Below are 26,316 nucleotides of genomic sequence, written 5' to 3'. Positions count from 1 at the left end.
ACCCCCGCAGCCAACCGGTGACGACGACCGCAGAAGAACTTTTCAAAAGTGTCCAAATCCCGGTCAAACACAGGGTTCTGAGCACCCGACTGTCGGTGGTCAGTGCTTGGCTTGAACCATGACCACGACGACAGCGATCGACTCCCCGACCGGGGTCCTCGACGCTGTCCGTGACGTGCAGTCGTCGATCACTGAGCTGGAGATCGACAAGTTCCGCCTCGCGGTGGAGTGGGCGGTCATGCACCCCGCCGAGTCGGTGTGGAAGGCCGCGATGGTCGACGGGACCGAGGACGAGCTCGCGATCGCCGGCCCCGGCGCACCGCTCGTCGCCGAGTTCTGCGTCGCCGAACTAGCCCTCGCCCTCGGCATGTCCACCGACGCCGGGAAGCGGTACCTCGGTGACGCCGTCGAGACCCGCTACCGCCTCCCCCGCCTCTGGTCGCGAGTCATGCGCGGGCAAGTGCCGGTCTGGAAGGCCCGCCAGATCGCCACGAGGACCATCGGGCTGTCCGAGGACGCCGCCGGGTTCGTCGACACCCACGTCGCACCCGTCGCCCACCGGTGCTCCTACGCCCAGATCGACCGCGCCGTCCAGCACGCCCGCGACCTCTACGACCCCGACGAAGCAGAAGCCAGAAGAGCCGAGCAAGCAGAACACCGCCACGTCGACATCAGGCTGGGCGATGTCACCACCGACGGGCTCGTCTACATCGAAGCCACCACCGACCTCGCCGACGCATTGGCCTTCGAAGCCCAGGTCGCCGCGAAGGCCCACGACCTCCTCGGACACCACCCGCACCTGTCCCTGGACGTCCGCCGGTCCATGGCGCTGGGACACCTCGGCGACGGGATCGCCCGCGAGCTGGTGATCCACGCCCACCACGACACCTCGAGCACCGACGGCCTCGTCCGGGTCGACAACACGGGGTCGTGGATCACGGTCGAGCAGCTCGGCGAGTGGTGCCAGCAGGAGCACACCCGCGTCACGATCCGCCCGGTGTTGGATCTGAACGAGCACCTCCACACCGACAGGTACGAACCCACCGACAGGCTGCGCGAGCAGGTGATCCAGACCCACCCCACCTGCGTCTTCCCCCGCTGCGAACGACCATCGAGACGCTGCGACCTCGACCACACCGTCGAATGGCCCGAAGGCCCGACCGATTCCCTGAATCTCGTCCCGTTGTGCCGCCGGCACCACCGCCACAAGACCCACGGCGGCTGGACCTACGAACGCCTCGGACCCACCACGTTCGAATGGACCGGCCCCCTCGGGCAGACCTACCTCCGAAGAACCTGACGCCCCACACCCCGCCGCCGGCGGGGCCACAGCCGTGCCCAGGCCGAGCGATGAGTCCTACGGTGATCCCAGGTCCGTATCCGCATCCACCTCCCGGCACTGGATCGAGGCACCCTTGAAGCTCCTGCTCACCTCCGGCGGCGTCACGAACCCGTCCATCGAGGCCGCGTTGGTCGAGATGCTCGGCAAGCCCATCGAGGAGGCCACCGCCCTCTGCGTCCCGACCGCCCAGTGGGGCCACCCGATGTGCGGTCCCGTGGGCGCGCGGGGCTTCGTCGTCGGCGGACCACCCTGGCTCCTGGCCGGGATGGGCTGGAAGTCGGTCGGGCTGCTCGAGCTGACCGCGCTGCCCACGACCGGCGCGGAGCGCTGGGTCCCGTGGGTGCGCGACGCCGACGTCCTGCTGGTGGACGGCGGCGACGCGACGTACCTCTGCCACTGGATGCGGGAGTCCGGGCTGGCCGACCTCCTGCCGTCACTGACCGAGACGGTCTGGGTCGGGGTGAGCGCCGGCAGCATGGTGATGACGCCACGGATCGGCGACCTGTTCGTCGAGTGGAGCGGCGCGCCCGACGACCGCACGCTGGGGGTCGTCGACTTCTCGATCTTCCCCCACCTGGACGTCTTCCCGGACAACACCCTCGCCGCGGCCGAGCAGTGGGTGGAGGAGATCGGCGGTCCGGCGTACGCCCTCGACGACCAGTCCGCGATCCGGGTGGTCGACGGTGTGGTCGACGTCGTGTCCGAGGGGCAGTGGAAGCTCCTCGCGTAGTCGCGTTCCGGCTCTGGCCGCCGGTCGCGATCGGCGCGCCCCTGCTCGCCGGCTGGATCGTCACCCTGCTGTGGGGCGACCCGGTCGACCTCGGCGCGTGGCGGGTGCCGGTCGGGTGGGTGCTCGTGGGGCTGTTCGCGGTGTGGAACGGCTGGTCGCTGTGGCTGTTCGCGCGGCACGAGACGGGCCTGCTCCCGGGCCAGGCCACGCAGTCGATGATCGCGGAGGGGCCCTACCGGCTCTCCCGCAACCCGCTCTATGTCGGTCTGCTCGGGCTCTACCTCGCGCTTGCGCTGCTGGCGCCGACGTTCTGGGGCCTCGCCCTCTTCCCCGTTGCGGTGCTGCTCGTGCTGTGGGGCGCGATCCTGCCGGAGGAGCGCTTCCTGCACGAGCGGTTCGGTGCGCCGTACGACGACTACCGGCGGCGCGTCCGGCGCTGGCTCTAGTGGCCTAGGGCGCCACGTAGGCGAGGTCGAGGCTGTCGGTGCTGCTCGCCCACTGCAGGTCGAAGTGCCAGCAGCCCGACTTCGGCAGGTCGATGATGGACGGACCCGGTCCGCCGTCGACCACGCGCGTCACGCTCGTCGACCCGTCCTGGAGCGTCGCGGTGATGTGCAGCGACGAACCGTCTGCGTCGGGCGAGACCCACAGGATCTTGTTGTTGTGGTCGGCCGACGGCGGGCTGGTCAGCGGCTGGGCGAAGAGGATGGCGACGATGTCACCGTCGTCACCGAGCACGTACGGCATCCGGGGGCGCGGGTCGGTGAAGCCGCTCCGTGCCCACTCGGGCAGGACCCGGGTCGGCACCGGGTTGACGCAGGAGGCGCCGGGCACGGTCGGGTCGGTCACGGGCACGTCCTCCCCCGACGAGTCCGAGCTCAGCACCACGGGCACGGCGACTGCTACGACTGCCACGACCGCCGCAGCGGCGCCCGCTCCGGCGAGCCGGCGGCGGCGCCGCTTGATGCCGGACGCGGCGAGCTCACGGGCCGGCGCCACCGGGACGGAGACGTCCTCGGTCGCTGCGTGCAGCAGGTCGGCCACCTCACGTTCGTCGATCATGACTTCTCCTCGTGCGTTCGGGCGATGAGGTCACTGAGTGACTCGTCTTCGGACAGCGTCGCGATGGCTCGCGACGCTCGGCTCTTGACCGTCCCAGGGGCGATGCGCAGGACGGTCGCGATCTGGGCCTCGGTGAGGTCGGCGAAGTAGCGCAGGACCAGGACCTGCCGCTGCTCGGGACCCAGTCGATCGAGTGACGCCCGGATGCTCTGGCTCAGCGACACCGTGGCGGCTGGGTCGTCGCTCGGGGTCGGCTCGGGCAGGTCCTGGTAGGGCACCTCGCCGCGCCACTTGCGGCGCCGACCGCGGGTGATGCCGTTGACCAGCACCCGGTAGACGTAGGCATCGCGGTCGTCCGCGGCCGACACCCGGCCCCACGCGCCGTAGCAGCGGATCAGCGCGTCCTGGACCGCGTCCTCCGCATCCTGCTCACGGCAGCCGAACAGGATTGCTGCCCGCACCAGGCGCGCGTAGCGAGCGTCGACGAACGCCCGGTAGTCGTCCTCGTCTGGCTTCATGGTCGTCCTTCGTCGAATGATCTTCTGTCCACTACGAGTCCCTGAGCCGTCCCCGCGGTTCCATCCGCCCATGACAGAATGCCGCGCATGGAGGCCCGGATGGATCCGTGCGTGCTGTGGGCACGCGCGTTCGGCGTGGGCGCCATCTCGTTCTTCCTGGGCGTGGCCGGCCACGTGACGGCAGACGGCCTGCTGCCGGGGCCGCTGTTCCTCACCGCGCTCCTCGGTCTGTCCGTGCTGCTCAGCGTCCCGGTGCTCAACCGACCCGCGGGGCCCCTCCGGCTGGTGGCGATGCTGGTCGGTGGGCAGACCGTGATCCACCTCGTGCTGTCGGTGACGTCCGGCCACCGTGGTGACCCGGGAGTCACGACCGCGGTCGCTCGCCCCACCGGCGTCGGGTCGCTGCCCGTCGTCGACGGCCACCGCGTCGGCTCGCTCCAGGACGCCTACCAGGGCATGGCCGGCCAGCAGCCCCTGTCGCCGACCCTCCCGGTCGGCCACCTGATCAACGATATGTCGGCCCACGCGCCGATGATGGTCGCCCACCTGGTCGCGGCCGCCCTCGTCGGACTCTGGCTCGCCCGCGGTGAGCGCTACCTCTGGACCATCCTCGCCCTGACCGGGCGCCGGGTCCTGCTCGCGGCCTGGGCGCTGGTCCCGGCCCGCGTCGCGCCGACCACGCTCGCGTCGTACGCCGCGGTCCGCGATCTCCCCGGCCCCCGCTCGCTCTGGCTCGTCCGGCCCGCCTCACGGCGCGGGCCACCTCTCCTCGCAGCCTGACCCACTGCACCCACCCACCGGACGGCCTCGTGCCGCCCGGCACTCGGCATTGCGCCGACCTCGTGAGGAGAGACCCTTGACCGACGTACTCGCGCCTGCGCGCGAACCCCAGCCCGACCGACCGCCCGGCTCCCGACCTCGGAGGCGGAGCAGCAGCGGCTGGTTCCGCGCCGTGTGGCGCTGGCACTTCTTCGCCAGCTTCCTGGTGATCCCCGTGCTGCTGCTCCTGGCCAGCACGGGCCTGATCTACCTGTTCCGCTTCCAGCTCGAGCCCCTGATGCACCCCGACCTGATGCAGGTCGACCCGCCGTCCAACGCCCTGGCGCAGCCCTACCTGCAGCAGATCGCCGTGGTCGACGACGGCTACCCGGGATCGACGATCGTGTCGTTCACCGAGCCCAAGAACGACCACAGCCCGACCGTGTTCTCCATCGAGACGGCCGACGGCGCGGCCCGCGACGTCTACGTGAACCCCTACGGTCCCGAGGTGCTCGGCTCGCTCGACCCCGACAAGACGCTCTCGGGCACGGCGATCCGCCTGCACGGCCAGCTGATGGCCGGCCCGTGGGGCGACCACGTGATCGAGCTCGGAGCCTGCTGGGCGGTGGTCATGGCGATCACCGGCTACTACCTCTTCGTGCGCGGCTGGCGCGCGCGGCGGCGCTCGAAGGACCGGCTGCGCCAGCGTCACGGTCTGGTCGGTGCCTTCGTGGGGGTCGGCCTGCTGACGCTCCTGGTGACCGGTCTGCCGTGGACGGGGTTCTGGGGCGCCCAGGTGCAGTCGCTCGTGAGCGGTCACGGGACGTCGTTGCGGAGCCTCGACCCGGGCGCCCAGAGCAACCCGTCGTCGACCCTCGACGAGTCGCTCCCCCACAGCCACGCCCAGGACGTGCCGTGGGCGATGGGCGACTCCGACGTGCCGTCGTCCACGCCCCCGGCCGACGGGGAGCGCAGCGTCGCCAACGCCGATACGGCGATCGAGGTCGCCGACGAGGCCGGGCTTCGCCACCCGATGACCGTCGCCCTGCCCGCTGCGGACGACCGGTCGGGCGTCTACTCGGTGATCGGCTACGCCTTCGACGCGCCGTCGGACGAGAAGACCGTCCACGTCGACAGGTACGGCGGGCAGGTGGTGTCGACGTACGGCTACGACGACTACCCGGCGCTCGCCAAGGTCGTCGCGCAGGGCATCGGCCTGCACGAGGGCCGCAGCCTCGGCCTCTGGTCCTTCTGGGGCTCGGCGCTCATGTGCGTCGCGATCATCTTCATGTGCCTGAGCGGACCGCTCATGTGGTGGCGTCGACGACCACGCGGAGCCGCCCAGCTCGGTGCGCCGCGCGGGCGGATGCCGGTCCGGGCGACGCCCGTCCTCGCCGTCCTCCTGGTCGCGCTCGGCATCTTCCTGCCGCTCTTCGGACTCTCCCTGGTCGCGGTGCTCGCGCTCGACCAGCTGGTCCTGCGCCGGGTCCCGGCACTCGGGCGGTGGTTCAGCACCACCTGAGCCGTCGGCTCACCCCGCCGACAGCCGCAGGCTGTCGCGCGGGGCGGGCTGGCCGCCCGGCAGGCCGAGGCTGATCCGGTCCTGGACCGTGACCGTGCCGTCGGTGCTGATCTGGATCGACGCGTAGCCGGTCTGCAGGCCCGACTTCGTGTTCACGTACTGCAGCTGCACGGTGATCGGCTTGAGCGGGGTGGAGAACGGCGTCGAGAACCGGTTGAAGGTCGGCGTCTCCAGCACCCCGCCCGCGGTGCCGAGCTGGCTCACGACCGTCCAGGTCACCTCGTCGCCGTCGGTGTTCCAGAGGACCCACGGACCGTCGGGGTCGTGGAGGTGCCCGTAGTTGACCGACCCCGGAGGCACGTCGGGGATGCCGTCGTCCCACGGCGTCGTCAGGTGCCCGGCGGTGGCGTCCAGGTCGGAGCGACCATCGATGCCGAGGTAGCCGTCGACGGCACGCGGTTGGTGGAGCAGCACGATGCCGGCGAGGTCGGGGTCGACCGCCTTGCGCAGCGCCTTGCCGATGTCCTCCTCCGACGTGCCGGAGTCGTTGGTGACGAGCCCGCCGAACAGGGTCTTGAACGCCGGGTCCGCAGCGCCCGACACCGCCAGGTCGCCGGCGTCGACGGTCTCGAGGTCGGGCACCTGGACGTCGTCGTCGCGCAGCTGGTCGACGGTCGTGTCGGAGTCGTGGTCGCCCTTGACCGCCACCACCGGGATCCCGGGGCTGGCGGCGGACTCGAGGGCGATGAACCCCTTCTCCGCGACGGCGCCGTTGGAGCTCACGTCGCCGGAGATGGTGCGCAGGGCGATCGCGTCCTCGCCGAGCGTCTCCTGCAGCAGCGGGTAGAGCGCGGTGCGGACCTTGGTCGCCACCAGGCTGCCCTGCGGGTCCGCCTCCGCCAGCACCACACGCTCGTCCGAGCGCGGGCGGAGTCCGTCGGCGTGCGCGGGGATCGTGGTGTCCAGCGAGGCCTTGGCGGTGTCCTCGTACGCCGCCGCCTGCTCGTCGATGCGCGTGGTGTTCTTCTCGACGAAGGGCTGGATCTGCTGGGCGACCTCGCGCGCCTGCGGGCTGCTGAAGGAGAGCCGGTCGACCCCCGGCATCGCGTAGGTCGTGCCGATCTCGTCGCTGCCCGCCCAGCCGATGAAGAGCTGTCGCGCGATCAGCGTCGACAGCGCCAGGCACACGACCAGCCCGACTGCGACCAGGCCCACCTGGCGGCGGGTCGTGTCGGCCCAGGGAGGCATCGGCGGCGGTCGCCCGCGGGAGACCGCCGTGAGCACCAGCCCGCCGACCAGCGCCGCAAGGAGGGTGTACCAGAGCAGGTGGTGGAGCACCGCGTTGCGCAGCTCGCCGCCATAGATCCGGGCGACCTCGCCGGGGTCGTTGACCAGCTCGGTGTTGGCGCGCAGGAACTTCGGCGTGACGTACGACGTGAGGGTGCCGCCCGCCTCGGGCGGGCCGGTGGCACGCAGCGAGGCGCCGAACCCGCCGACGCCGGTGCGCTCCCAGTAGAGGCGACCGAGCACGCCGGTGTCGAGCGTCGAGACGCCGTTGCGGGCGAGCGAGACCTCGACCGGCAGGGTGCCCAGCCGGTCCTGGAACCGCGCGTCCTCGACAGACTGCTCGGCCGCGATCGGCAGGCAGACGACAGCCGCGACCGCGCCGTACGCGAGCACGGCGAGGACCAGCCGACGCAGACGTCCACCCCAGGTCTCCACTACGGAAAACCCTACGGGGTGGACGTCAGGTCACGGCTGGGGGTCACTCGTAGCGGATCAGGCCCCGGATGTTCTTGCCGTCGCGCATGTCCTGGTAGCCCTGGTTGATCTCGTCGAGGGTGTACTCGGTGGTCACCATCTCGTCGAGCTTGAGCTTGCCGTCCATGTAGAGGTCGAGCAGGCGCGGGATGTCGTAGCGCGGGTTGGCGTTGCCGAAGATGCAGCCCACCAGCTCCTTGCGCATCATCGACATCTCGAAGAGGTTGAGCTTCACGTCGTCGGCCATCATGTTGGCGACCGAGGTGACGACACCGCGACCGGCCTTCTTGACCAGGCTCATCATCGGCGCGATCAGGTCGCCGGTGGCCAGGCCGACCGCGAGGATCGCCTTGTCGGCCATCGCGCCGTTGGTGATCTCGTTGATCATCGGCTGCGCGTCGGCCATCGACGCCGCCGTGTGGGTCGCGCCGAGGGTCAGCGCCTTCTCGCGCTTCCAGTCGACCGGGTCGATCGCGACGACGAACCGGGCGCCGGCCATGGCCGCACCCTGCACGGCGCTCATGCCGATGCCGCCGAGGCCCATGACGGCCACGGTCTCGCCGGACTGCACGTCGGCGGCGTACGTCGAGGAGCCCCAGCCGGTCGTCACGCCGCAGCCGACGAGCGCGGCCTTCTCGAGCGGGACGTCCTTGCGGATCTTCACGGCGCTGTCGACGTTGACGACGGTGTACGGCGAGAAGGTGCCGAGCCCGACCATGATGCCGAGGTCGCGTCCGTCCTTGGCGTGGTGGCGGTAGGAGAAGTCGCTGAGCTGCATGCCGCTGAGCAGGAAGGCGCCCAGGTCGCAGAGGTGCTGCTGGCCCGTCGAGCAGGACGGGCACTTGCCGCAGGACGGGATGAAGCTGAAGACGACGTGGTCGCCGACCTCGAACTCCGTGGTCCCCGGGCCGACCTCCTGGACGACGCCGGCGCCCTCGTGACCACCGATGACCGGGAACTGCTTGAGGCCGAAGGCCTCGGCGAGCTCCGGGTCGAGCACCATGTCACCGGTGACCAGGTGCTCGTCGGAGTGGCAGAGCCCGGAGGCGGCCAGCTTGACGAGGATCTCGCCGCGCTTGGGCGGGTCGAGCTCGATGTCCTCCACACTCCAGTCGGTGTGCGGCTCCCACAAGATGGCGGCGCGAGTCTTCATCTGATCTCTCTCCTGGCAGAAGTAGAACGTGTTCTCCCTGCACGGTAGTCCCCCGGACGCCGGGTGTCAGCGCTCTGCGTGAAAACCGTCACAAGTCGCCAGAAGTCGGTGCCCGCAGGACGTAGATGTCCATCACCCAGCCGGCTCCGGACGTCAGGCGGGCCCGGGCAGCCTCGATCTCCGGGAGCACCTCGGAGACCCGACCCGCGACCAGCTCCTCGGTCGCCGTACCGAGGTTGCCGCCCCACCAGATCGACCAGTCGCCGACGTCGACGGGCAGGTCGTCGAGTGCGATGACCCGGTTGAGCATCACCACGACGTTGTCCTGGCCCTGCGCGATCGCCTCGTGCAGCAGGCGCCCGGAGGTGATGTGCAGCGGCTGCCCGACCTCCTGCAGCACCAGGCGGTGGCGGGCGGCCAGCAGCTGGATGCTGGAGATGCCGGGGACGACGTCGACCTCGAGGTCGACCTCGCCCTGCTCACCGACCTCGCGGATGGTCCGGAGCGCGGAGTCGTAGAACGCCGGGTCGCCCCAGACGAGGAAGCCCGCCACGCCGTCGTGGGCGAGGAGAGCCGCCTCGTACGCCGCCACACCCTCGTCCGGGCCGCTGATCCGCACGATGACGGGCTCGTGGCCGAGGTGCTGGTCCAGCAGCCGTTCGCGGGCGTGGACCAGCGGGTCGGGCATCCCGCCACGACCCGACCGGTCGTTGACGATGAAGTAGTCGACCTCGCGGATCGCTCGGATCGCCTCCACGGTCACCTGGTCCGGATCGCCGGGACCGACGCCGATGACCCTGATCCGCTTCACCGGACCAGGGTCTCACCGGATCAGGCGACGAAGGCGATCTGGCTCTCGACGGCTGCGAGCACCGACGGGGTGATCTCGTGGATGTCGTGCGCGTCGGCGGCGTGGCCGGCGACCTGGGCCAGCATCTGGCCGCGGTCGGTGTGCTCGAAGCGGGCGGAGCAACCCGGCATGACGTCTCCACAGGCGAGCTTGAACATCAGGTCCCTTTCGGTCGATGAGGCAGCCGTATCCAGAGCACGGCACCTGCCTGGTCCTGATCGACACCGAGGGTGCCTCCATGAGCGATTACCAGGGCTCGGGCGAGATACATGCCGATGGTCACGCCGGTGCCGTCGTCGTTGAGGTCGAACGGCTCGAACAGCGCCTGGAGCACGTCGGTGTCGATCGGATCGGCGTCGCGGACGAGGCGGAGCTCGACCCAGGGGGCGACCAGCACGACCTCGAGGCGGAGCGACCGGGGCGCCGGTCGTGACTGCCAGGCGAGCCACGAGTCGCGGAGCACGAGGCGGAACATCTCCGGGTCCACGAGCACCTCGACGTCGGGTCCTTCCCCGCCGACCTCCGTGAGCCCCACGAGCCCGGCGGTCAGCTCACCGACCGTCACCCGCTCCGGTTCGAGGCGGAGCAACCCGAGCGAGGCGGAGGCGAGCAGCTCGACGTCGACGATCCGGTCGGCCAGGCGCCGCAGTGCGTCCTCGAGCTTCCCGACGGTGCGACCCAGGGCCGCGGGAGGCACGTCGTCCTCCGCGAGCATCGCCACCCAGCCCTGGGCGACGGTGAGCGGCGTCCGCAGCTCGTGGGCGAAAGCGGCCAGGAACCGGTCGCGCTGGCTGGCCGCCTCCGGGTCGGGCCGATTGGTCACCTGGGCGGTCCCGGCGTCCACGAAGGCGCGCACCCAGCGGTGTACCAACGCCGGGTCGACCGACCACCGGACGGCGACCTCGGTGGTCGAGCTCCCGGCGAGCACCTCGAGCACCGCGGCGACGCGCGGGTCCGTCGGCTCGTCGGCGCGGCCACCGCTCAGCAGGGTCGGTCTGGTCTGAGCCACGTCCTCCCCATCGGCCCGAGGGAGGTGGACCTGACCCGGCGACGGCCGGACACTGAGACATGGTGACTCCCTCGATCTCGACCAGGCTCGCGCTGACGGCGTGCGCCGTGATCACGGCCAGCTCCCTGCTGGTCGCCACGAACTCCACGACCGGCGCCACCACGTCGGCCTCCCTCGCCCCCGCGGCACAGCCCCTGGACCCCGAGGTGATCCTCCCGAGCCGCGTCGACGCTGCCCTCACCCGTGTCCTCGACTCGCTCGGCCGCGCCAATGCGGAGGTCGACGACCGCAACCCGACGGCGGCGGCGAAGGCGCTGACCGCCACCGGCCTCAACGTCGTCCGCGCCACCCTCGCCACGGTGCGGCAGATGGACGCCGCACCTCCCCCGGACACCGAGGCCGAGACCACGGCCGGACCGGACAGCGCGCTGGCGACGCTCAACGTCGACCAGGTGGTGATCACCGAGGTGGCCGGGCTCTTCGACCGGGTCACCAACACCACGACCATCGCGGCCCTCGTGCAGACGCTGAGCACGGGACTGGATCGTCGGGCCTCGCTGCTCACCAAGGTGCTGGCGCTGGACCCGGAGGGGGCGGGGGCGCCGTACGCCGACGGGCTCGTCGACACCGTGCCCGGCTACACCGACGAGGTCGCCAACCTGACCGAGGCGCTCGCAGACGACCACCTCACGGCGACCAGCCGGGCGGCGCTGAAGGACGCGCTCGCCAAGAGCAAGGCCGATGAGGCCAGGGTCCTCGCCGCGTTTCCGGTCGAGGACTGACGCCCGAGTGCTTCAATCGCGGACGTGACCTCGAACGCGGCGGGCCGCTGACGCCATGACCGGCCTGCCGATGAACCAGGACCTCCCCTTCGACGAGGAGGCAGCCCCCTCGCGGGTGTCCACCGGTGACCTGCCCGAGCCCCCGGAGATCCGGGCGCTCGTCACCGAGGTCTACGAGCGCTACCGGCACGAGGACGGCGGCGCCGTCGCCGACTACATCCCGGCGCTGGCGGATGCCTCGCCGGACCTCTTCGGCATCGCGGTGGTGAACCCGTGGGGCCAGTCGTTCGAGATCGGCGACATCGACACGCGCTTCTCGATCCAGAGCGTGTCCAAGCCCTTCGTGTTCGCGCTGGTCTGCGACACCCTCGGCTACGAGGAGGCGCGCGTCCGCCTCGGGGTCAACAGCACCGGGTTCCCCTTCAACTCGCTGATGGCGGTCGAGCTCAACGACCAGCGGACGATGAACCCGCTGGTCAACGCCGGGGCCATCGCCACCACCAGCCTGGCCCCGGGCGCGACTGCCGACGAGAAGTGGGACGCGATCCGGCAGCGGCTCTCCGCCTTCGCGGGTCGCGAGCTCACGATGAGTGACGAGGTCTACGCGTCCGAGTCGGCCACCAACCTGCGCAACCAGGGCATCGCCCACCTGCTGAAGAGCTACGAGCGGCTCTACTTCGACCCGGACGAGACGACCGACGTCTACACCCGGCAGTGCTCGCTCGAGGTCACCGTGCACGACCTCGCCGTGATGGCGGCGACGCTCGCCAACGGCGGCGTCAACCCGGTGACGGGCGAGACCGTGATCGGACCCGGGGTCTGCCGCCGGGTGCTCGCCGTGATGGCCAGCGCCGGCCTGTACGAGCTGTCGGGCGACTGGCTCTACCAGATCGGGGTGCCTGGCAAGAGCGGCGTCAGTGGCGCCATCGTGACCGTGGCGCCCGGCAAGGGTGGCCTGGCGACGTACTCACCGCCCCTGGATGCCGCTGGCAACAGCGTGCGCGGCCAGCTCGCGACGAAGTACCTCGCCGAGCGCCTCGGGCTCAACCTCTTCGCCTCGGTGCCTGCCGCGCACCCCTCCTGACCGCTACCAGTCGTCCAGGGTGTCGGCGTACATCCTCTCGACCAGCGCCACCTGCTCGTCGAGGTTGTCAGCCGTCCAGTCGGCGGTCGACACGGGCGGGAGCACCCGCACCTGCACGGTCCCGGGCGTGAGGATCATCGACCGCGACGGCATGATCTCGCCGGCGTTGCGGATGACCACCGGCACCATCGGCACCCCGGCCTGCATCGCCAGGTGGAACGCGCCCTTCTTGAAGGGCAGCACCCGTGGCGTGGGCGAGCGGGTGCCCTCGGGAGCGATCACCAACGAGGTCCCCGACTCGAGGCTCTCGAGCGCCGGTGCGAGCGCCTCGCGGGCCGCGACCGAGTCGGTGCGGTCGACGTACGCCACGTCGGCGAGCCAGCCCATCGCCGCGAACGACGGGTCCTTGGCGAGCTCCTTCTTCGCGACGGCGGTGAAGTCGCGGCGCAGCAGGGCGGCGAGGACCACGACGTCGAGCTGGCTCTGGTGGTTGAAGACGAAGACCGCCGGGCGCGAGGTCCAGAGGTTCTCCTGGCCGTCGACCTCCAGCGAGACGCCGGCGGCGGCGAGGGCGAGCTCGGAGCCGATCGCGGCGGCGACCGTGAGCGCCGTACGCCGGTCCCGGTTGAGCAACCCCATCCCCAGTCCGGCGCCGACTCCCGCCGCCAGCCCCGCGAAGGAGGCCGCCGAGCGGACGACGTTGAGCGGGGTGAGGCGTCGCTGGTGGTGGAGCCGGTGCACGGACCAGCCGCGCTCCTCCGCCGCCCGGGTCAGGGTGCTGTCGGCGTTGAGCGGGCGAGGTCGGCCGACCGTCTCCAGGTAGAGCACGTCCTCGCCGCCGTTGCCGTAGGCGTAGGACTCGCTGAGGTCCAGCCCCTGCTCCTCGGCGAAGGCCTCCACGGCGGCTGCCTTGCCAGGCCCCCAGAGGATCGGTCCGTCGACCTGGCCGGTGACGATGCCGTCGAGGGCCTCGACCTCGGTGACGAGCAGGTGCTCGATCCCGAGGTCCTCGGCCGCCGCCTGGGCCTGGAACCTGGTGGCCGACGAGGCGAGCGCGACCGTGTGACCGGCGCGGAGGTGCGCCAGGACGAGCCGACGTGCGTCCGGGTAGAGCTCGCCCGAGATCCGGGTCCGGAAGAGCTGCTGCCCCATCTCCTCCAGGTCGGTCACGGCCATGCCGCGCAGGGCTCCGAGACCGACCCCGACCAGGCGCGTCACGTCGTGGCCGCGCTGCTGCATGTTGAAGACCTCGACCAGGGTGCTGAGGAGCTCCTGCGGGCCCATCTCCCTGCTGGCCAGCCGCTGCCGGAAGTAGAGCGCCGCCGAGTAGCCGTGGATCAGGGTGCCGTCGAAGTCGAAGAACGCGCCCACGGTCGGACCCTGCGGTCCGTCCGCGACGGCGGCGAGGAGGTCGTCGATGTCGGCCACGGTTCCTCCGTCAGTCCTTCAGGGCGAGGGATCGCACCTCGGCGATGGCGTCGACGGCTGCGCCCAGCTCGTCGGCGAAGCGTTGGCGGGCCTGGCGGAGCTCGTCGCCACCGGGGCCGAGGAGGTCCCGGTTGCCGGCCAGCTTGAGCGCTCCGCCCATGAGGTCCTTGGAGATGGACTCCGGCGAGTGGAGGTCCTGCTGCAGCCAGCGCTGATGAGCGACCCCGAGGCTCTCGGCGACCAGTCCGTCGGCGTCCAACGGCGCCGCCGGCTCACGGGTGACCAGCCGGTCGGCCACGACGGAGTAGGCCTCCAGGAACGGGCCGATCACCCGGTGCGCGAGCAGCAGGTGGGTGTCCGAGAGCAGCTCGGTGATCTCGCTCAGCGTGGAGTCCTCCTCGGCCCAGCCGGGACGCACCAGCTCGGTCTCGTAGCGCAGCTGCGCGTCGAACTCCCGCTTGGTCGCGAAGAAGAACTCGTACTTGAGCAGGTCGCGCAGTGCGAGGGCTCGCTCCCAGGTGGCGGCGACGACCTCGGCCCTGGACGAGGCGTCATCGGCGGCCGCCTGGACGAGCGCCACCTCGAGGATCGCGCGGTCGATGAAGTAGTGGGTCACCGTGTTGCGGTAGAACGCCGCCTCGTGCTGCCGGTCGGGCGCGATCGCGTAGACGGGCTCGAGCCCGCCGGCGTACTCGATCACGACGCCCTCGCGCACCAGCGTGGCGAGCGCCTTGCGCAGGCCCTCGGGGCGGCCGAGGTCGACGTCGGCGGTGAGCGGCAGCTGACGGCGGCGTACGTAGGCGACGAGCGGTTCGAGGACGCCGAGCGTCTCGGCGAGGGTCATCGCGCGACCGTCGTTGTCGAGCAGCCCGAAGGTCACCAGGGCGGCCGGCGTGATCGGCGTGGCGGCGTTGATGCGGTGGGCAACCTCGAACGCGACGCGAGGAACGACCGCGGTGAGGTCGTTGGAGTCGGCGCGCGAGCCGGCATCGGCCAGGGCCTCCCGCAACGACAGCGGCGGACCGAACCGCACGTGCGCCCGCCCGCGGCGACGGCCCTGGGCGCGGGCGAAGCGGTAGAGCCAGGCGAGGCTCTCGGGCGCCTTGCTCCCGCCGCTCTCCTCACGCGACAGCGCCGACACCTCGTGCTGCTGGTCGTAGACGATCGAGACCGGCACGAGGTAGGCGTCGTCGCTGGCGTCGCCGTTGGCGCGGAAGGCGTCGACGAGGTAGCGCAGCACGCCCATCCGCGGTGGCCGGAGCTTGCCGGTGCGGGTGCGGCCGCCCTCGAAGTACCACTCCAGGTTGGCGTGCTGGCGCAGGAGGAAGCCGAGGTAGAGGCGCAGCATCGCCGGGTAGACCGGGTCGTCGCGGGTGGAGCGGCGGATGAAGATCAGTCCGCTGCGCTTCCCCAGCTCCGAGAGCGGCCACATCGCGAGGTTGATGCCGCCGAGCGTGTAGTTGCTGGGGAAGCCGTGCCCGACCGTGGCCGACCGCAGGACCAGCGGGTCGAGGTAGGAGCGGTGGTTGGGCAGGAACACCAGCGAGTGCTTGCGTCCCAGCTCGGCCAGCTCGGCCATCCTGCTCGTGTCGACGTCGACCTCGTAGGACCGCGTCAGCCACCGGCCCATCCGGTCCCACAGCCGCGACGCCGACTCGTCGACGTACGCCGCCATCTCCTCGAGGGCGACCCGCGCGTCCGCCGCCAGGTCGGCCTCGGTGCGCCCGGTCCGCTCCACGAGGGCGGCCAGCGTCTCGGCGTACTGGGTCGTGCCCATCACCAGCTCGACGGCCCGGCGCTCGTGATCGACGTCACTCATCCGGGCAGCCTAGGCGCTCGGGCGCGCCCGAGGCTCCCGAAACGAGACGAGTCCCGGACCCACAGTCGTGGATCCGGGACTCATCGATCTCCGGTCGGGCTGACAGGATTTGAACCTGCGACCCCTTGAAGGTAAGCAGGCAGGCGGTCTTGTCTTGCTGCTCTTCGCGGAAAGTAGTGCTGACCTGCGAAGACGCTTCGTGGCCGGCTCGCGCGGCTTAGCTCGCAGGGGCTCGGATCTGCGCCGTTCTGACGGGGTTTCCGACTAGTAAGCGTCCACCTCCGAGTCGGACAGGACCCGCGGCCGGCGCCCGTCGCTTCTTCAACGTGCACCGGTCGTTTGGGATCCTTCCTCAGCTTCGCAGGGCGACGGTCAGCAGCACGGCCGAGTCCTCGACCGCTTCAAGGGCGTGCCGGGAGTCGGGAATGATCATCAGATCGCCGGGTGATCCGTTCCAGCTATCGTCGCCCGCGATGAGGGTGACGCGGCCGTGCAAGACCTGGACAGTCGCCTCGCCCGGATTCTCGTGTTCGTCCAACCTCGAGCCGGCACGAAGGGCGATCAGGGTCTGGCGCAGGAGATGCTCGTGCCCGCCGTAGACCGTGTGGGCGCTGCGGCCGCTGGATTGGCTCGAGGCCGTCTCCAGGTGATGCCGGACCAGTGCCGTCAATGACTCCTTCTGCATGGGGATCTCCTCGTAGGCGTGTTGACGCAGGCGACCGTTCGTCTTCACTATGGCGCGGTCCCGCGCGCGTTGACGTCCTCGTCACTACAGAAGCCAGTGTGCCTGCGGTTCAGACACAGGAGACCTAGAAGACTGCCATCGGCGTCGACAACCGCTAACCGCCGCAGGTCCCGACTGAGCATGAGTAGTCGTGCCTGTTCCGCGGGCAGGTCGCTGCTCACAGTGCGGCCCTCGACCACCGCATACGTTAGTGACAAGGCCATGTCATCCGCGTGATCTGGGATGTCACCACGGGTCAGAGTGCCGCGCAGCCGTCCTTGGTCGGTCAGCAGGAGCATGTGGACGTGGTGGTCGCGCAATGCGGCTCGCGCGTCCCGCACACGCGCGTGGATGGGCATCATCTTGGGCAGTCGCAGCACCACGTCGGCGACGCACAGGTTCGCCAACTCGTCGGGAATCCGGGAAGGCGGGGTGGTCACGTGATCCCCGCACGGGGTTGTGAAGCACGAAGTCGGCGATGCGATGGCGGGGCGCCTCCGGTCAGATGGATCTGATCGATCGTGGCGCCTACGTTGGATGTCATCGTGTGATGGCGATGAGTCCGCCCAGTCCGACGAGGTACAGCACGCACACGCTCATCGAGTCGACGCCCATGCCCAGGACGCGCCGTTGCGGCCGGAAGATGAGTCCCACCGCGTAGACGAGGGTGAGCAACGCGGCGAGTGCGGTGAGGTAGATGTCGCTGGCGCGGGCGCGCGGCAGAATCGCATTGCCGGAGATGACGGTTGCGACGAGGAAGAGCACTGGCAGAAAGGCGTTGCCCCCGAAGATGTCACTGATCGCGAGGTTGTCGTCGCCCTGACGGACCGCCTGGAGGCCGGTGGAGATCTCTGGCAGGGAGGTCGCCAGGGCCAGCACCGTGGCGCCGAAAAGGACGCCGGTGAGCCCGATCTGTGAGGAGGCCGCCTCCCCTGACTTCTCGAGTGTCACCCCGGCGACCAGCGTGGCCACAGCTGCTGCTGCGAACAGGGTCGCGGTACGGCGCGTGGACCGATGCTGGGTGTCTGGTGCCTTCTCCGATCCCGAAGCTTCCGCCGCCTGTGAGTGGCTTCGGTGACGCGTGCGATGCCCTTGCGGGTGCGGGGTCGCATCCGGCGCTTCTCCCCCCTGGTGCCACGGCAGGCCACGGCCCGCGCGCTGGACAAGGAGCAGCCCGACCACCCACAAGATGGCGATCAGGATCACGTCCGGCGTCAACCGAGCGACCACCAGGTTGGATGGCAGCTGGCTGCCCGCGACGACGACCGTGAGCACGGCCACGACGACGAGGGCCTCGAGCACGAGGGTGAGCGAGGCCGCCCGGTAGGTGAGCGGCTTTGCATCCGGCGCGCGCTTCCCGAGCATGTCCAGTACCGCGATCACCACCGTCTGGATGGCGATCCCGCCCAGGATGTTGCCGACGGCGATGTCCACGTTCCCCGCCAACGCCGCGCTGACTGTGATCGCGACTTCGGGCAGGTTCGTGGCCACTGCGAGCACGATGAGCCCTCCGAACGCACTGCCGAGATGCAGTCGTGTGTCGAGGGTGTCGGTGGTCTCCGAAAGGAAGATGCCGGCGCCCCAGATGACGCCGGCTGACGCTACGAAGGTCGTGAGCAAGAGCCACATCGGCAGCGAATCCATCGTTGCAATCTCCTCAAAGTCTCATACGGCGTGAGCAGGACATCAGTCCTTGGCCCGGCTGCGCTCAAACTTCATGCACGGACCACTCCTGCTCGGTGGCCTCGCGGGCGGCCTGATTGAAGTCGGTGAGTGCCTGCAGGGCTGCCTCGACCGTTCGCCGAGGCATGGTGGACAAGATGCGCCCGACCTCACGCTGTCGATGGGCGTTCACCTCCGTCAGGAGCTTGGCTCCCGAAGACGTGAGGTGGACGTGAACGGCTCGACCGTCCGTACTCGACCGTTGCCGGGCGATCAGGCCGAGTCGCTGGAGCCGGTCACAGAGCCGACTCGCATTCGACTGGTCGATGCCCAACTGGTCGGCCAACTGGCTGATCCCCTGTGGCCCGTCGGCTGCCAGCACCACCAACACGCGGTGCTGCGGAAGCGTGATGTCGGCGGATGCGGCGTTGATCGAACGGATAGCGATGCCGACCAGAGCGCGACTGGCGGTGATGAAGGCCTCGGCCGCTTCGGCCATCGCAGGATCCCGGGCTGGTGCTGCCTTGACCATGGTCGGCTCCTTCGCTCTACCACTACTTGCTTAACAGCATACATGCGTGTACGCATATAGATGAGCTCAGTCGGCATTCCCGCTGAGGAGTCACGAGGAAAGGTCACGACCCCATGGTTGATCGGATCAATGACATCTGGGGCGAAGGCACCCCGCATCCACGCGGAACCGTTTGGCCGGCCCGCGTGGACCTCCATCTGGAGGAGGGCGTCGCCGAGGCTGATGTGGAGCGCTGGGTGCAGTCCGCGTGCCTGTTGTGCAGCAACGGGTGCGGGTGTGACATCGCGGTCAAGGACGGGCGGATGGTCGGGGTTCGCGGACGGGCTGGAGACACGGTCAATCACGGGCGTCTGGGGCCTAAGGGGCTCTACGGCAGTACGCCGTGGGCCTCCTCGTCGGACCGGCTGACCCGTCCGTTGGTGCGACGCGACGGTCAGCTGGTGGAGACCGACTGGGAGACCGCGATGGGTCGGATCGTCGAGGTGTCGAAGGGGCTGCTGGCGGAGAAGGGGCCGCTCTCGCACGGTTTCTACACCAGCGGTCAGCTGTTTCTGGAGGAGTACTACACGCTGGCGGTGATCGGGAAGGCAGGGCTCGGCACCCCGCACATGGACGGCAATACCCGCCTGTGCACCGCCACGAGCGCGGCGGCGTTCAAGGAGTCCTTCGGCGCCGACGGGCAGCCGGGCTCCTACACCGACATCGAGCATTGCGACGCGATCTTCCTGTTCGGGCACAACATGCCCGAGACCCAGACCGTGCTGTGGGCGCGGATCCTTGACCGCACGCGCGGGGAGGACCCGCCGCGCATCGTGTGCGTCGATCCTCGCCACACACTCGTCGCGGCGGAGGCGGAACGCACGGGCGGGATCCACCTCGCACCACGGGTCGGCACGAACCTCGCGCTGATGAACGGGCTAACCCGCGAGCTGTTCACCCACGGCTGGGTGCACACGGAGTGGGTCGAGGAGCACGCGATCGGCGTCGACGACCTGCGCGACACGGTGGCGCCGTATACCCCAGAAGAGGTGGAGCGGATCTGCGGCGTGCCCGCAGCGGACCTGCGGCAGGCCGCCCGGATCTTCGGTGAGAGCGAGGCCGTCCTCTCGACCGTGCTGCAGGGCTTCTACCAGTCCCACCAGGCCACCGCTGCGTCGGTTGCGGTGAACAACCTGCACCTGCTGCGCGGCCAGATCGGCCGTCCCGGCTGCGGCGTGCTGCAGATGAACGGGCAGCCCACGGCCCAGAACAACCGCGAATGCGGTGCCGACGGTGACCTGCCGGGTTTTCGCAACTGGGACAACCCGACTCACGTCCAGCAGTTGGCCGACCTGTGGAAGGTCGATGCGATGACCATTCCGCACTGGGCGCCGCCCACACATGCGATGCAGATCATGTCCTATGCCGAAACCGGCTCGATCGGTTTCCTGTGGATCTCCGCCACCAACCCGGCCGTCTCGATGCCTGAGTCCGCCCGGATCCGCAAGATCCTGGCCGGCGAGCAGTGCTTCGTCGTGGTGCAGGACCTGTTCCTGACCGAGACCGCCGAGCTCGCCGACGTCGTACTCCCCGCAGCGGGGTGGGGGGAGAAGACGGGGTGTTTCACCAATGTCAACCGCACCGTCCACCTCTCCGAGCAAGCCGTCGAGCCGCCGGACGAGGCGCGCAGTGACCTCGACATCTTTCTCGCCTACGCCGACGCGATGAAGTTCACCAACATCGAGGGCGACCCCCTGATCGGCTGGCGCACCTCCGAGGAGGCCTTCGATGCGTGGCGAGAAGCCACCCGAGGTCGACCTATCGACTACACGGGTCTGAGCTACGACAAGCTCCGCGGGCCCAGCGGCATCCCGTGGCCGGTGAACGACGAGCACCCGGACGGCACCGACCGCCTGTACGCCGACGGAAGGTTCCCTTCCGACACCGACGAGTGCGAGACCTACGGCCACGACCTGCTCACCGGCGGGGCCGTCACCGAGACCGAGCACCGGGCGATGGCCCCGGCGGGTCGGGCATTCCTCAAGGGCGCCGCCTACACGCCACCGCACGAGGAACCGTCCGAGGACTATCCGCTGCGCTACACCACCGGACGCACCGTCTACCAGTTCCACACCCGTACCAAGACCGGCCGAGCCCGCTCCCTGGACCAAGCCGCGCCTGACGCGTGGGTCGAGCTCTCCCCCACCGACGCCGCAGGCCTCGGCATCTCTGAGGGCGACTGGGTCCGCGTCGAGTCCCCACGAGGTGCCATCGAGGTCCGCGCCCGCGTCGGGACCGTCATGGCGGGCGCGGTCTTCGCGCCCTTTCACTACGGACACTGGGACCCCCACGACCTCGCGCCGGACGCCGAGCACCGGCTCGCCAACGAGTTGACCATGACGGTGTGGGACCCGGTCTCCAAACAGCCCTACTTCAAGACCGCCGCCTGCCGCGTTACCAAGACCCGCGACGGCGACGGCCCCTCCCCCGCCCCTACAACGGCCGCCTCAGCACCCGCCGCCCCCCAGACCGCTGAAGCGCCGGCGTCACCACCCGGAGGAGCCACCTCCTCCGAGGTGCTCGCCGATACCCCGCACTACGCCCTCGACCCCAGCAGCCGGAGGACCTGATGCCGCACCTGTCCACCTACGTCGGACTGGCCGACCGCAGCGAACAAATACTGGCGGAGTCTTTCCGTGCTGTCGGGCTGGGGCACGCCCGGGCCGTCGACGTCTTCCACACGTGCAACCTCCTGGCCGAGATGTGCGACCGGCACCGTAGACAGCTGGCGCCCATCGCCGAACGCTATGGCGAGGACGACATCGAGGAACCCGAACGGCTGCATGCAGATGGACTCGCTCAAGCCCGCGACGGCGAGATCGGGCTGTTGCGCGACCTCCAGGACCTCCACGTGCTGGCCACCCTCGTGCAGACCACCTGGACCGTGATCGCCCAAGGCGCCCAAGGTCTCCGTGATGCCGAGCTTCTCGATGTCGCTACCACTGCGAACGAGGAGACGTCCCGGCAGCTGACCTGGCTGAACACCCGGATGAAGGTAGCGGCACCTCAGGCGCTGATCGTCGCGCCATGACTCACCCCAACCATCCTCCGGTGCCCTTGCGCCAGTACGCCCTGCTCGCCGACGGCGAACGCGGCGCCCTGATCGGGCCACGCGGCAACATCGCCTTCCTCTGCGCCCCGCAGTGGCACGACGATGCGATCTTCTCCAGCCTCCTCGGCGGCCACGGCGAGTACTCCGTCAGCCCTCAGGACGCCCGCTACGTGTGGGGCGGGCACTACGAACAGGACACGTTGATCTGGCGCAGCCGTTGGACCTCAGGGACAGCAGTGACCGAGTGCCGCGAAGCCCTCGCCTTCCCCGGATATCCCGACCGAGTCGTGGTGCTGCGCCGCATCGAGGCCACACTCGGCGACGCCCATGTCATCGTCGAACTGGACTGCCGTGCCGAGTTCGGAGCCCGGCCCATGATCGTAGGACGCAGCGCAGAAGGCGTCTGGACCGGACACAGCGGCGACGTCCACTTCCGCTGGTCCGGCGCCCCCACCCACGCCCGGCTCGTGGACGGCAAGATCCGCGCAGCCATCGACGTCCCCGCAGGTGCCCACCACGACCTCGTGCTCGAGATCAGCCGCCGCCGGCTTGACGAGGAGCTCCCCGATCCGGTCCAAGAATGGCAGCGAACCGAACGCGCCTGGTCCGCCGCATGCCCGGACCTCTCGAGCTCCGCGGCCCCTGGTGAGTCGCGGCACTCCCACGCCGTCCTGCGAGGGCTCACGACTTCTTCAGGCGCGATGGTGGCCGCCGCCACGACCGCCCTCCCTGAGCGTGCCAACCAGGGACGCAACTACGACTACCGCTATGCCTGGATTCGCGACCAGTGCTACGCAGGCTTGGCGGCCGCAGCCGTTGACAGTCACAGCCTGCTCGACGCAGCCGTCAGGTTCGTCTCGGCACGGGTTCTCGAGGACGGCCCCACACTGCGCCCGGCCTACACGGTCAACGGCGACCCGGTTCCCGACGAGCGGCCCCTCAAGCTGCCCGGCTACCCGGGAGCCCCCGTGCGAGTGGGCAACCACGTCAATCAGCAGTTCCAGCTCGACGCGCTGGGCGAATGCCTGCTCCTCCTCGCCGCGGCCGAAGGGCGCGGCAGGCTCGACACCGAGGGCCAGCACGCCGTCGAAAGCCTCGTGGACGCCATCGAGAAGCGACAACACGACCCCGACGCCGGCATCTGGGAGCTCCGCGACCGCCACTGGGCACACTCGCGATTGATGTGCGCAGCCGGCCTCCGGGCCGTCAGCGCCCGGCGAGGGGGAAGCGTGGGTGCCACCTGGGAGCGACTCGCCGATCGCCTTGTGGACTCCGTGGACGAAGATTGCCTGCACTCCGATGGTCGCTGGCAGCGCTCGCCACACGACCCAGCTGTGGACGCCTCCTTGTTGCTGCCCGGCATCCGCGGCGCCGTACCCAAGGACGACCCGCGCAACATCGCCACGATCCGTGCCGTCATCGAGAAGCTCACCGACGATGGCTACGTTTACCGCTTTCGCCACGACCCACAGGTCCCCTTTCACGAAGCCGAGGGCGCCTTCGTCCTCAGCGGCTTCCACCTGTCGCTGGCATGCCTGGACCAAGGCGACATCCTCAGCGCCACACGCTGGTTCGAGCGCAACCGGGGGTCGCTAGGACCACCGGGTCTGTTCGCCGAGGAGTACGACGTGGTCCAGCGCCAGCTTCGCGGCAACCTTCCCCAGGCGTTCGTCCACGCGCTGCTCCTCGAGACCGCCCAGCGACTCGGCGAAGCAGGCGTCAACTCCCGCGGCTTTACAGCCCGAGCCCGCTGACAGGACTCCACCAACCACCACCGACCCCAGGAGAGCCACACATGATCACCTCCCACAGTCCACGCGTCGTCGTCATCACCGGAGCCTCCGGTGGGATTGGCCGGGCCAGCGCACGCGTCTTCGCGGCTCGCGGTGACCGAGTCGCCCTTCTGGCACGCGGAACCACAGGCCTGGAAGCTGCGGCGAGTGAGGTCCGCGCACTGGGCGGAACCGCACTGCCGATCAGCGTCGACACCGCCGACCACGACGCCCTCGAGGTCGCGGCGGACCGTGTCGAGAACGAGCTGGGGCCCATCGACGTATGGGTTAACGACGCCTTCACCTCGGTCTTCGCCCGGTTCATCGACATCAAGCCAGACGAGTTCCGACGTGTCACCGAGGTCTCCTACCTCGGCTTCGTCAACGGCACCCGCACCGCATTGCGCCGGATGCTCCCACGCGACCAGGGCGTCATCGTCCAGGTCGGTTCGGCGCTGGCCCACCGTGGTATCCCGCTGCAGTCGGCCTACTGCGGCGCCAAGCACGCCATGTGGGGCTTCCACGAGTCGCTGCTCACCGAGCTGCGTCATGACCGAAGCAGCGTCCGCGTCACCTCGGTCGCCATGCCAGGCGTGAACACCCCGCAGTTCACCTGGGTGCTCTCCAAGCTTCCCAAACAGGCGCAACCTGTGCCGCCCTTCTACGCACCAGAGGTCGCCGCGCGGGGAGTGCTCTACGCCGCCGAGCATCCCGAACGCCGCGCGTACTGGGTCGGGATCGCGACCGCGGGCACCATCATCGCCAACCGGGTCGCCGGCGGACTGCTCGACCGCTACCTCGCCCGCACCGGCGTTTCCTCCCAGCAGACCGCCCAGGACAAGCCAGCCGACAAGCCCAACAACCTGTGGCACCCCGTCGACGGCCCCGACGGACAAGACTTCGGGCCCACCGGCCCCTTTCCCGATCGAGCCTTGAACCACTCGCCCCAACAATGGGCTTCACAGCACCGCCGCGCTCTCGCCGCCACCGGCGCGCTCGCCCTCGGGATGACCCTCGTCGCAGGCAGGACCTCGCGCAGCCCAGCTCGGAGGGCCTCATGAGGCGCACCCGTCCCGTCGACGTCGCCCGATTCGGGCTCGGCCTCGTGGCCCTGAGCCGACCCGGCCTGCTTCTACACCTCACCAAGGGGCACCACAGCGCGGTGAGCTACAGCGCAGCCACCCGCCGCACGGTGCGCCTACTCGGGGCGCGCTACGTCGTCCAATCCGGTGGCGGCATGATCCTCGAACGCCCGTGGCTGCCAGAGGCGGACGCACTTGTCGACCTGGTGCACGCGGCCTCGATGCTCGGCCTCGCCGCCCTGTCGCGCAACCACCGGCGGTTGGCCCTGCTGAGTGCGGGAGCCGCTGTCGCCTTCGCCGGCGCTGATCTCCAGGAGCAGACGGAGTGAATGCGACCACTGTGCACCGTCGGTTCCGCCCGACCAGCAAGGAACCTGCTATGACCACCTCCAAGTGGTCTCATCCAGACCACAGCACGCGGCGACCCCTCGTCCGTCCCCGATGGGTCTGGGGCGGACTCGCGGTGGCCCTGGCCGGCCTGGGTGTCTTCGGGCTCGGCATCGCGCTGCTCTCCCTGTGGTGCTCGATCACCGGCGCGGCCCTTCTGGTGCTCGGTGCAGCCAGCAGCGTTGCTGGCGGCATCATGTACGACGCCTCTCCAGAGCTCTCCGCGGGTACGGAGATGCGGCAAATCGTGCGAGGCGACGTGCACGAGGCTGTCTCGACTCGCGAGTCGGTACGTGAGCCCAACGCACGGCTCCACGCGGCACAGACCACCGCCAGAACCGACGCACTCCTCAGAGCGCGACCAACCACCTCTCCCCCACTCGCACCGATCGCGGGCTGGTCCCTGCTGGGGATCACTACCTTCGTAGTCGTCAGCCAACCCTGGTTCCTGGCTCACTCCGCCAACGGCCACGACTCAGCTTTGCGTGACACCGGGCTGGTCATCCTGAGTGGGCTCGCTGGGATCAGGATCGCCACCGGCGTCGGACGCCATCTCATGGCCGTGGCACTGGCGACACTGGCCGGCCTCGGACTCCTACTCGGTGGTCTGTTCGCTCAACACGACCGAACGGACCTAGTCATCGTGGAGACGGCTTGTGGCGTGATCACAATCGTCCTGGCTCTCGCAGGTGGCGCGCGTCCGACCCCCGCGAGCTACAACGACGTGAACCCGGGACCACCGGACCGTGATGGATGAACCGACCACCGCTCCGGCACCGAAACCGGCCGACGTGGAGCCGTCGGCCGCGACCACTGGGGTCAGCGGCCCCGACATCGGAACAAGACGCGGTGCGGGCCGTACCCGAGAAGCCGTGCAAGTCAGGAGTCCTGACCTGATTTGAACCGAAACCCTCTGGGCGAGATCGGACGCTACGGAGTGGCTTGGAAGATCGCGGATCTCCTCGGGATTACACGGGAAGACCTCACAGTCCACTTCGGATTGTAACGGGGTGGCATGGGATCGTGGCCGACTGTTCGTGGCCGGTTCGTGGCCGCTGGTTCGAATCCTAGGGTCCCGGCGCGTACATGATCACGCTGACGCCGGCGAGGCAGACGAGAGCACCGATGACGTCGTAGCGGTCGGGCTTGAAGCCGTCCATCGCCATCCCCCAGGCGAGTGAGCCGGCGATGAAGACGCCCCCGTAGGCGGCGAGGATGCGGCCGAAGTGTGCGTCCTCCTTGCCCTC

26 protein-coding genes and 1 pseudogene are annotated in these 26,316 nt (G+C 69.7%); 13 read left to right on the top strand and 14 right to left on the bottom strand.

What is annotated here, in order from left to right; genetic code table 11:
- The first annotated feature begins 118 nt into the window (after window positions 1-118).
- From ABLE68_RS18380 to ABLE68_RS18370, 3 genes are all read left to right on the top strand, one after another.
- Entirely contained in the window at window positions 119-1,300 is a 1,182-nt protein-coding gene (locus tag ABLE68_RS18380) for an HNH endonuclease signature motif containing protein (protein WP_348873375.1), read from the top strand.
- 115 nt (window positions 1,301-1,415) lie between these two features.
- Window positions 1,416-2,072, top strand: coding sequence for a Type 1 glutamine amidotransferase-like domain-containing protein (locus tag ABLE68_RS18375; protein WP_348873374.1), 657 nt, complete (start codon window positions 1,416-1,418; stop codon window positions 2,070-2,072).
- On the top strand, window positions 2,054-2,518 hold the full coding sequence (locus tag ABLE68_RS18370) for a methyltransferase family protein (RefSeq protein ID WP_348873373.1): 465 nt from the start codon (window positions 2,054-2,056) through the stop codon (window positions 2,516-2,518). Before ABLE68_RS18375 ends, ABLE68_RS18370 begins: the two co-directional genes overlap by 19 nt.
- 4 nt (window positions 2,519-2,522) lie before the next feature.
- Here the strand turns inward: ABLE68_RS18370 and ABLE68_RS18365 are convergent, their stop codons facing one another.
- Together ABLE68_RS18365 and ABLE68_RS18360 are read right to left on the bottom strand one after the other, a co-directional pair.
- A complete protein-coding gene (locus ABLE68_RS18365; protein ID WP_348873372.1) occupies window positions 2,523-3,134 on the bottom strand; it encodes a hypothetical protein in 612 nt (203 codons plus the stop codon).
- Window positions 3,131-3,652, bottom strand: a complete 522-nt coding sequence (locus tag ABLE68_RS18360) for a SigE family RNA polymerase sigma factor (protein ID WP_348873371.1) — start codon at window positions 3,650-3,652, stop codon at window positions 3,131-3,133. The genes ABLE68_RS18365 and ABLE68_RS18360 overlap by 4 nt, the downstream gene beginning before the upstream one ends.
- Before the next feature lie 87 nt (window positions 3,653-3,739).
- Between ABLE68_RS18360 and ABLE68_RS18355 the strand changes: the two genes are divergently transcribed.
- The gene (locus tag ABLE68_RS18355) at window positions 3,740-4,432 is read left to right on the top strand and encodes a hypothetical protein (RefSeq protein WP_348873370.1); all 693 of its coding nucleotides are present in this window, start codon (window positions 3,740-3,742) and stop codon (window positions 4,430-4,432) included.
- Between the two features lie 76 nt (window positions 4,433-4,508).
- Window positions 4,509-5,933 carry a PepSY-associated TM helix domain-containing protein gene (locus tag ABLE68_RS18350; protein WP_348873369.1) on the top strand — a complete coding sequence of 475 codons (1,425 nt, stop codon included), beginning with the start codon at window positions 4,509-4,511 and terminating at the stop codon, window positions 5,931-5,933.
- A 9-nt stretch (window positions 5,934-5,942) separates the two neighbouring features.
- On the opposite strand, the gene ABLE68_RS18345 is transcribed toward ABLE68_RS18350, so the two are convergent.
- The 5 genes from ABLE68_RS18345 to ABLE68_RS18325 all read right to left on the bottom strand — a co-directional run bounded on the left by ABLE68_RS18345 (window position 5,943) and on the right by ABLE68_RS18325 (window position 10,706).
- Window positions 5,943-7,655, bottom strand: coding sequence for a hypothetical protein (locus tag ABLE68_RS18345; protein ID WP_348873368.1), 1,713 nt, complete (start codon window positions 7,653-7,655; stop codon window positions 5,943-5,945).
- 43 nt (window positions 7,656-7,698) lie between these two features.
- Entirely contained in the window at window positions 7,699-8,847 is a 1,149-nt protein-coding gene (locus ABLE68_RS18340) for an NDMA-dependent alcohol dehydrogenase (protein WP_348873367.1), read from the bottom strand.
- Between the two features lie 88 nt (window positions 8,848-8,935).
- On the bottom strand, window positions 8,936-9,658 hold the full coding sequence (locus ABLE68_RS18335) for a precorrin 6A synthase (RefSeq protein WP_348873366.1): 723 nt from the start codon (window positions 9,656-9,658) through the stop codon (window positions 8,936-8,938).
- A 20-nt stretch (window positions 9,659-9,678) separates the two neighbouring features.
- Window positions 9,679-9,855, bottom strand: coding sequence for a DUF1059 domain-containing protein (locus tag ABLE68_RS18330; RefSeq protein WP_348873365.1), 177 nt, complete (start codon window positions 9,853-9,855; stop codon window positions 9,679-9,681).
- Window positions 9,855-10,706, bottom strand: coding sequence for a sensor histidine kinase (locus ABLE68_RS18325; protein WP_348873364.1), 852 nt, complete (start codon window positions 10,704-10,706; stop codon window positions 9,855-9,857). The genes ABLE68_RS18330 and ABLE68_RS18325 overlap by 1 nt, the downstream gene beginning before the upstream one ends.
- Before the next feature lie 59 nt (window positions 10,707-10,765).
- Here ABLE68_RS18325 and ABLE68_RS18320 point away from each other — a divergent pair, with 59 nt between their 5' ends.
- Window positions 10,766-11,488, top strand: coding sequence for a hypothetical protein (locus ABLE68_RS18320; RefSeq protein WP_348873363.1), 723 nt, complete (start codon window positions 10,766-10,768; stop codon window positions 11,486-11,488).
- 55 nt (window positions 11,489-11,543) lie between these two features.
- Window positions 11,544-12,572, top strand: a complete 1,029-nt coding sequence (gene glsA / locus ABLE68_RS18315; protein ID WP_348873362.1) for a glutaminase A — start codon at window positions 11,544-11,546, stop codon at window positions 12,570-12,572.
- A 3-nt stretch (window positions 12,573-12,575) separates the two neighbouring features.
- Here glsA and ABLE68_RS18310 read toward each other — a convergent pair whose 3' ends face one another.
- The 6 genes from ABLE68_RS18310 to ABLE68_RS18285 all read right to left on the bottom strand — a co-directional run bounded on the left by ABLE68_RS18310 (window position 12,576) and on the right by ABLE68_RS18285 (window position 18,737).
- Window positions 12,576-14,000, bottom strand: a complete 1,425-nt coding sequence (locus ABLE68_RS18310) for an HAD-IB family hydrolase (protein ID WP_348873361.1) — start codon at window positions 13,998-14,000, stop codon at window positions 12,576-12,578.
- 10 nt (window positions 14,001-14,010) lie between these two features.
- Window positions 14,011-15,819 (bottom strand): 1-acyl-sn-glycerol-3-phosphate acyltransferase, encoded by a 1,809-nt coding sequence (locus ABLE68_RS18305; protein ID WP_348873360.1) that lies wholly within the window; start codon window positions 15,817-15,819, stop codon window positions 14,011-14,013.
- 352 nt (window positions 15,820-16,171) lie between these two features.
- Window positions 16,172-16,504 carry a cupin domain-containing protein gene (locus ABLE68_RS18300; RefSeq protein ID WP_348873359.1) on the bottom strand — a complete coding sequence of 111 codons (333 nt, stop codon included), beginning with the start codon at window positions 16,502-16,504 and terminating at the stop codon, window positions 16,172-16,174.
- A gap of 47 nt (window positions 16,505-16,551) precedes the next feature.
- Window positions 16,552-16,983, bottom strand: coding sequence for a CBS domain-containing protein (locus ABLE68_RS18295; protein WP_348873358.1), 432 nt, complete (start codon window positions 16,981-16,983; stop codon window positions 16,552-16,554).
- 100 nt (window positions 16,984-17,083) lie between these two features.
- A complete protein-coding gene (locus tag ABLE68_RS18290) occupies window positions 17,084-18,187 on the bottom strand; it encodes a sodium:calcium antiporter (RefSeq protein ID WP_348873357.1) in 1,104 nt (367 codons plus the stop codon).
- A gap of 64 nt (window positions 18,188-18,251) precedes the next feature.
- Window positions 18,252-18,737, bottom strand: a complete 486-nt coding sequence (locus ABLE68_RS18285) for a MarR family winged helix-turn-helix transcriptional regulator (protein WP_348873356.1) — start codon at window positions 18,735-18,737, stop codon at window positions 18,252-18,254.
- Between the two features lie 113 nt (window positions 18,738-18,850).
- Here ABLE68_RS18285 and ABLE68_RS18280 point away from each other — a divergent pair, with 113 nt between their 5' ends.
- From ABLE68_RS18280 to ABLE68_RS18255, 6 genes are read left to right on the top strand one after another with little or no spacing between them, the layout of a single operon-like run.
- Window positions 18,851-21,346, top strand: coding sequence for a molybdopterin oxidoreductase family protein (locus ABLE68_RS18280; RefSeq protein ID WP_348873355.1), 2,496 nt, complete (start codon window positions 18,851-18,853; stop codon window positions 21,344-21,346).
- Entirely contained in the window at window positions 21,346-21,807 is a 462-nt protein-coding gene (locus tag ABLE68_RS18275) for a hypothetical protein (RefSeq protein ID WP_348873354.1), read from the top strand. Before ABLE68_RS18280 ends, ABLE68_RS18275 begins: the two co-directional genes overlap by 1 nt.
- Entirely contained in the window at window positions 21,804-23,582 is a 1,779-nt protein-coding gene (locus ABLE68_RS18270; protein WP_348873353.1) for a glycoside hydrolase family 15 protein, read from the top strand. Before ABLE68_RS18275 ends, ABLE68_RS18270 begins: the two co-directional genes overlap by 4 nt.
- A gap of 41 nt (window positions 23,583-23,623) precedes the next feature.
- Window positions 23,624-24,661, top strand: a complete 1,038-nt coding sequence (locus tag ABLE68_RS18265; RefSeq protein ID WP_348873352.1) for an SDR family oxidoreductase — start codon at window positions 23,624-23,626, stop codon at window positions 24,659-24,661.
- Window positions 24,658-25,011 carry a hypothetical protein gene (locus ABLE68_RS18260; protein WP_348873351.1) on the top strand — a complete coding sequence of 118 codons (354 nt, stop codon included), beginning with the start codon at window positions 24,658-24,660 and terminating at the stop codon, window positions 25,009-25,011. Before ABLE68_RS18265 ends, ABLE68_RS18260 begins: the two co-directional genes overlap by 4 nt.
- Window positions 25,012-25,061: 50 nt before the next feature.
- Window positions 25,062-25,826: a hypothetical protein gene (locus ABLE68_RS18255; RefSeq protein ID WP_348873350.1), complete on the top strand. Its 765-nt coding sequence runs from the start codon at window positions 25,062-25,064 to the stop codon at window positions 25,824-25,826.
- Between the two features lie 310 nt (window positions 25,827-26,136).
- Here ABLE68_RS18255 and ABLE68_RS18250 read toward each other — a convergent pair.
- Window positions 26,137-26,304, bottom strand: a pseudogene (locus tag ABLE68_RS18250) (YnfA family protein); the annotation flags it as partial.
- Between the last annotated feature and the right edge of the window lie 12 nt (window positions 26,305-26,316).

The organism is Nocardioides pollutisoli (genome assembly GCF_040045055.1).
Taxonomy (GTDB): Bacteria; Actinomycetota; Actinomycetes; order Propionibacteriales; family Nocardioidaceae; genus Nocardioides; species Nocardioides tweenelious.
This window is presented reverse-complemented; position numbering and strand designations above follow the sequence as displayed.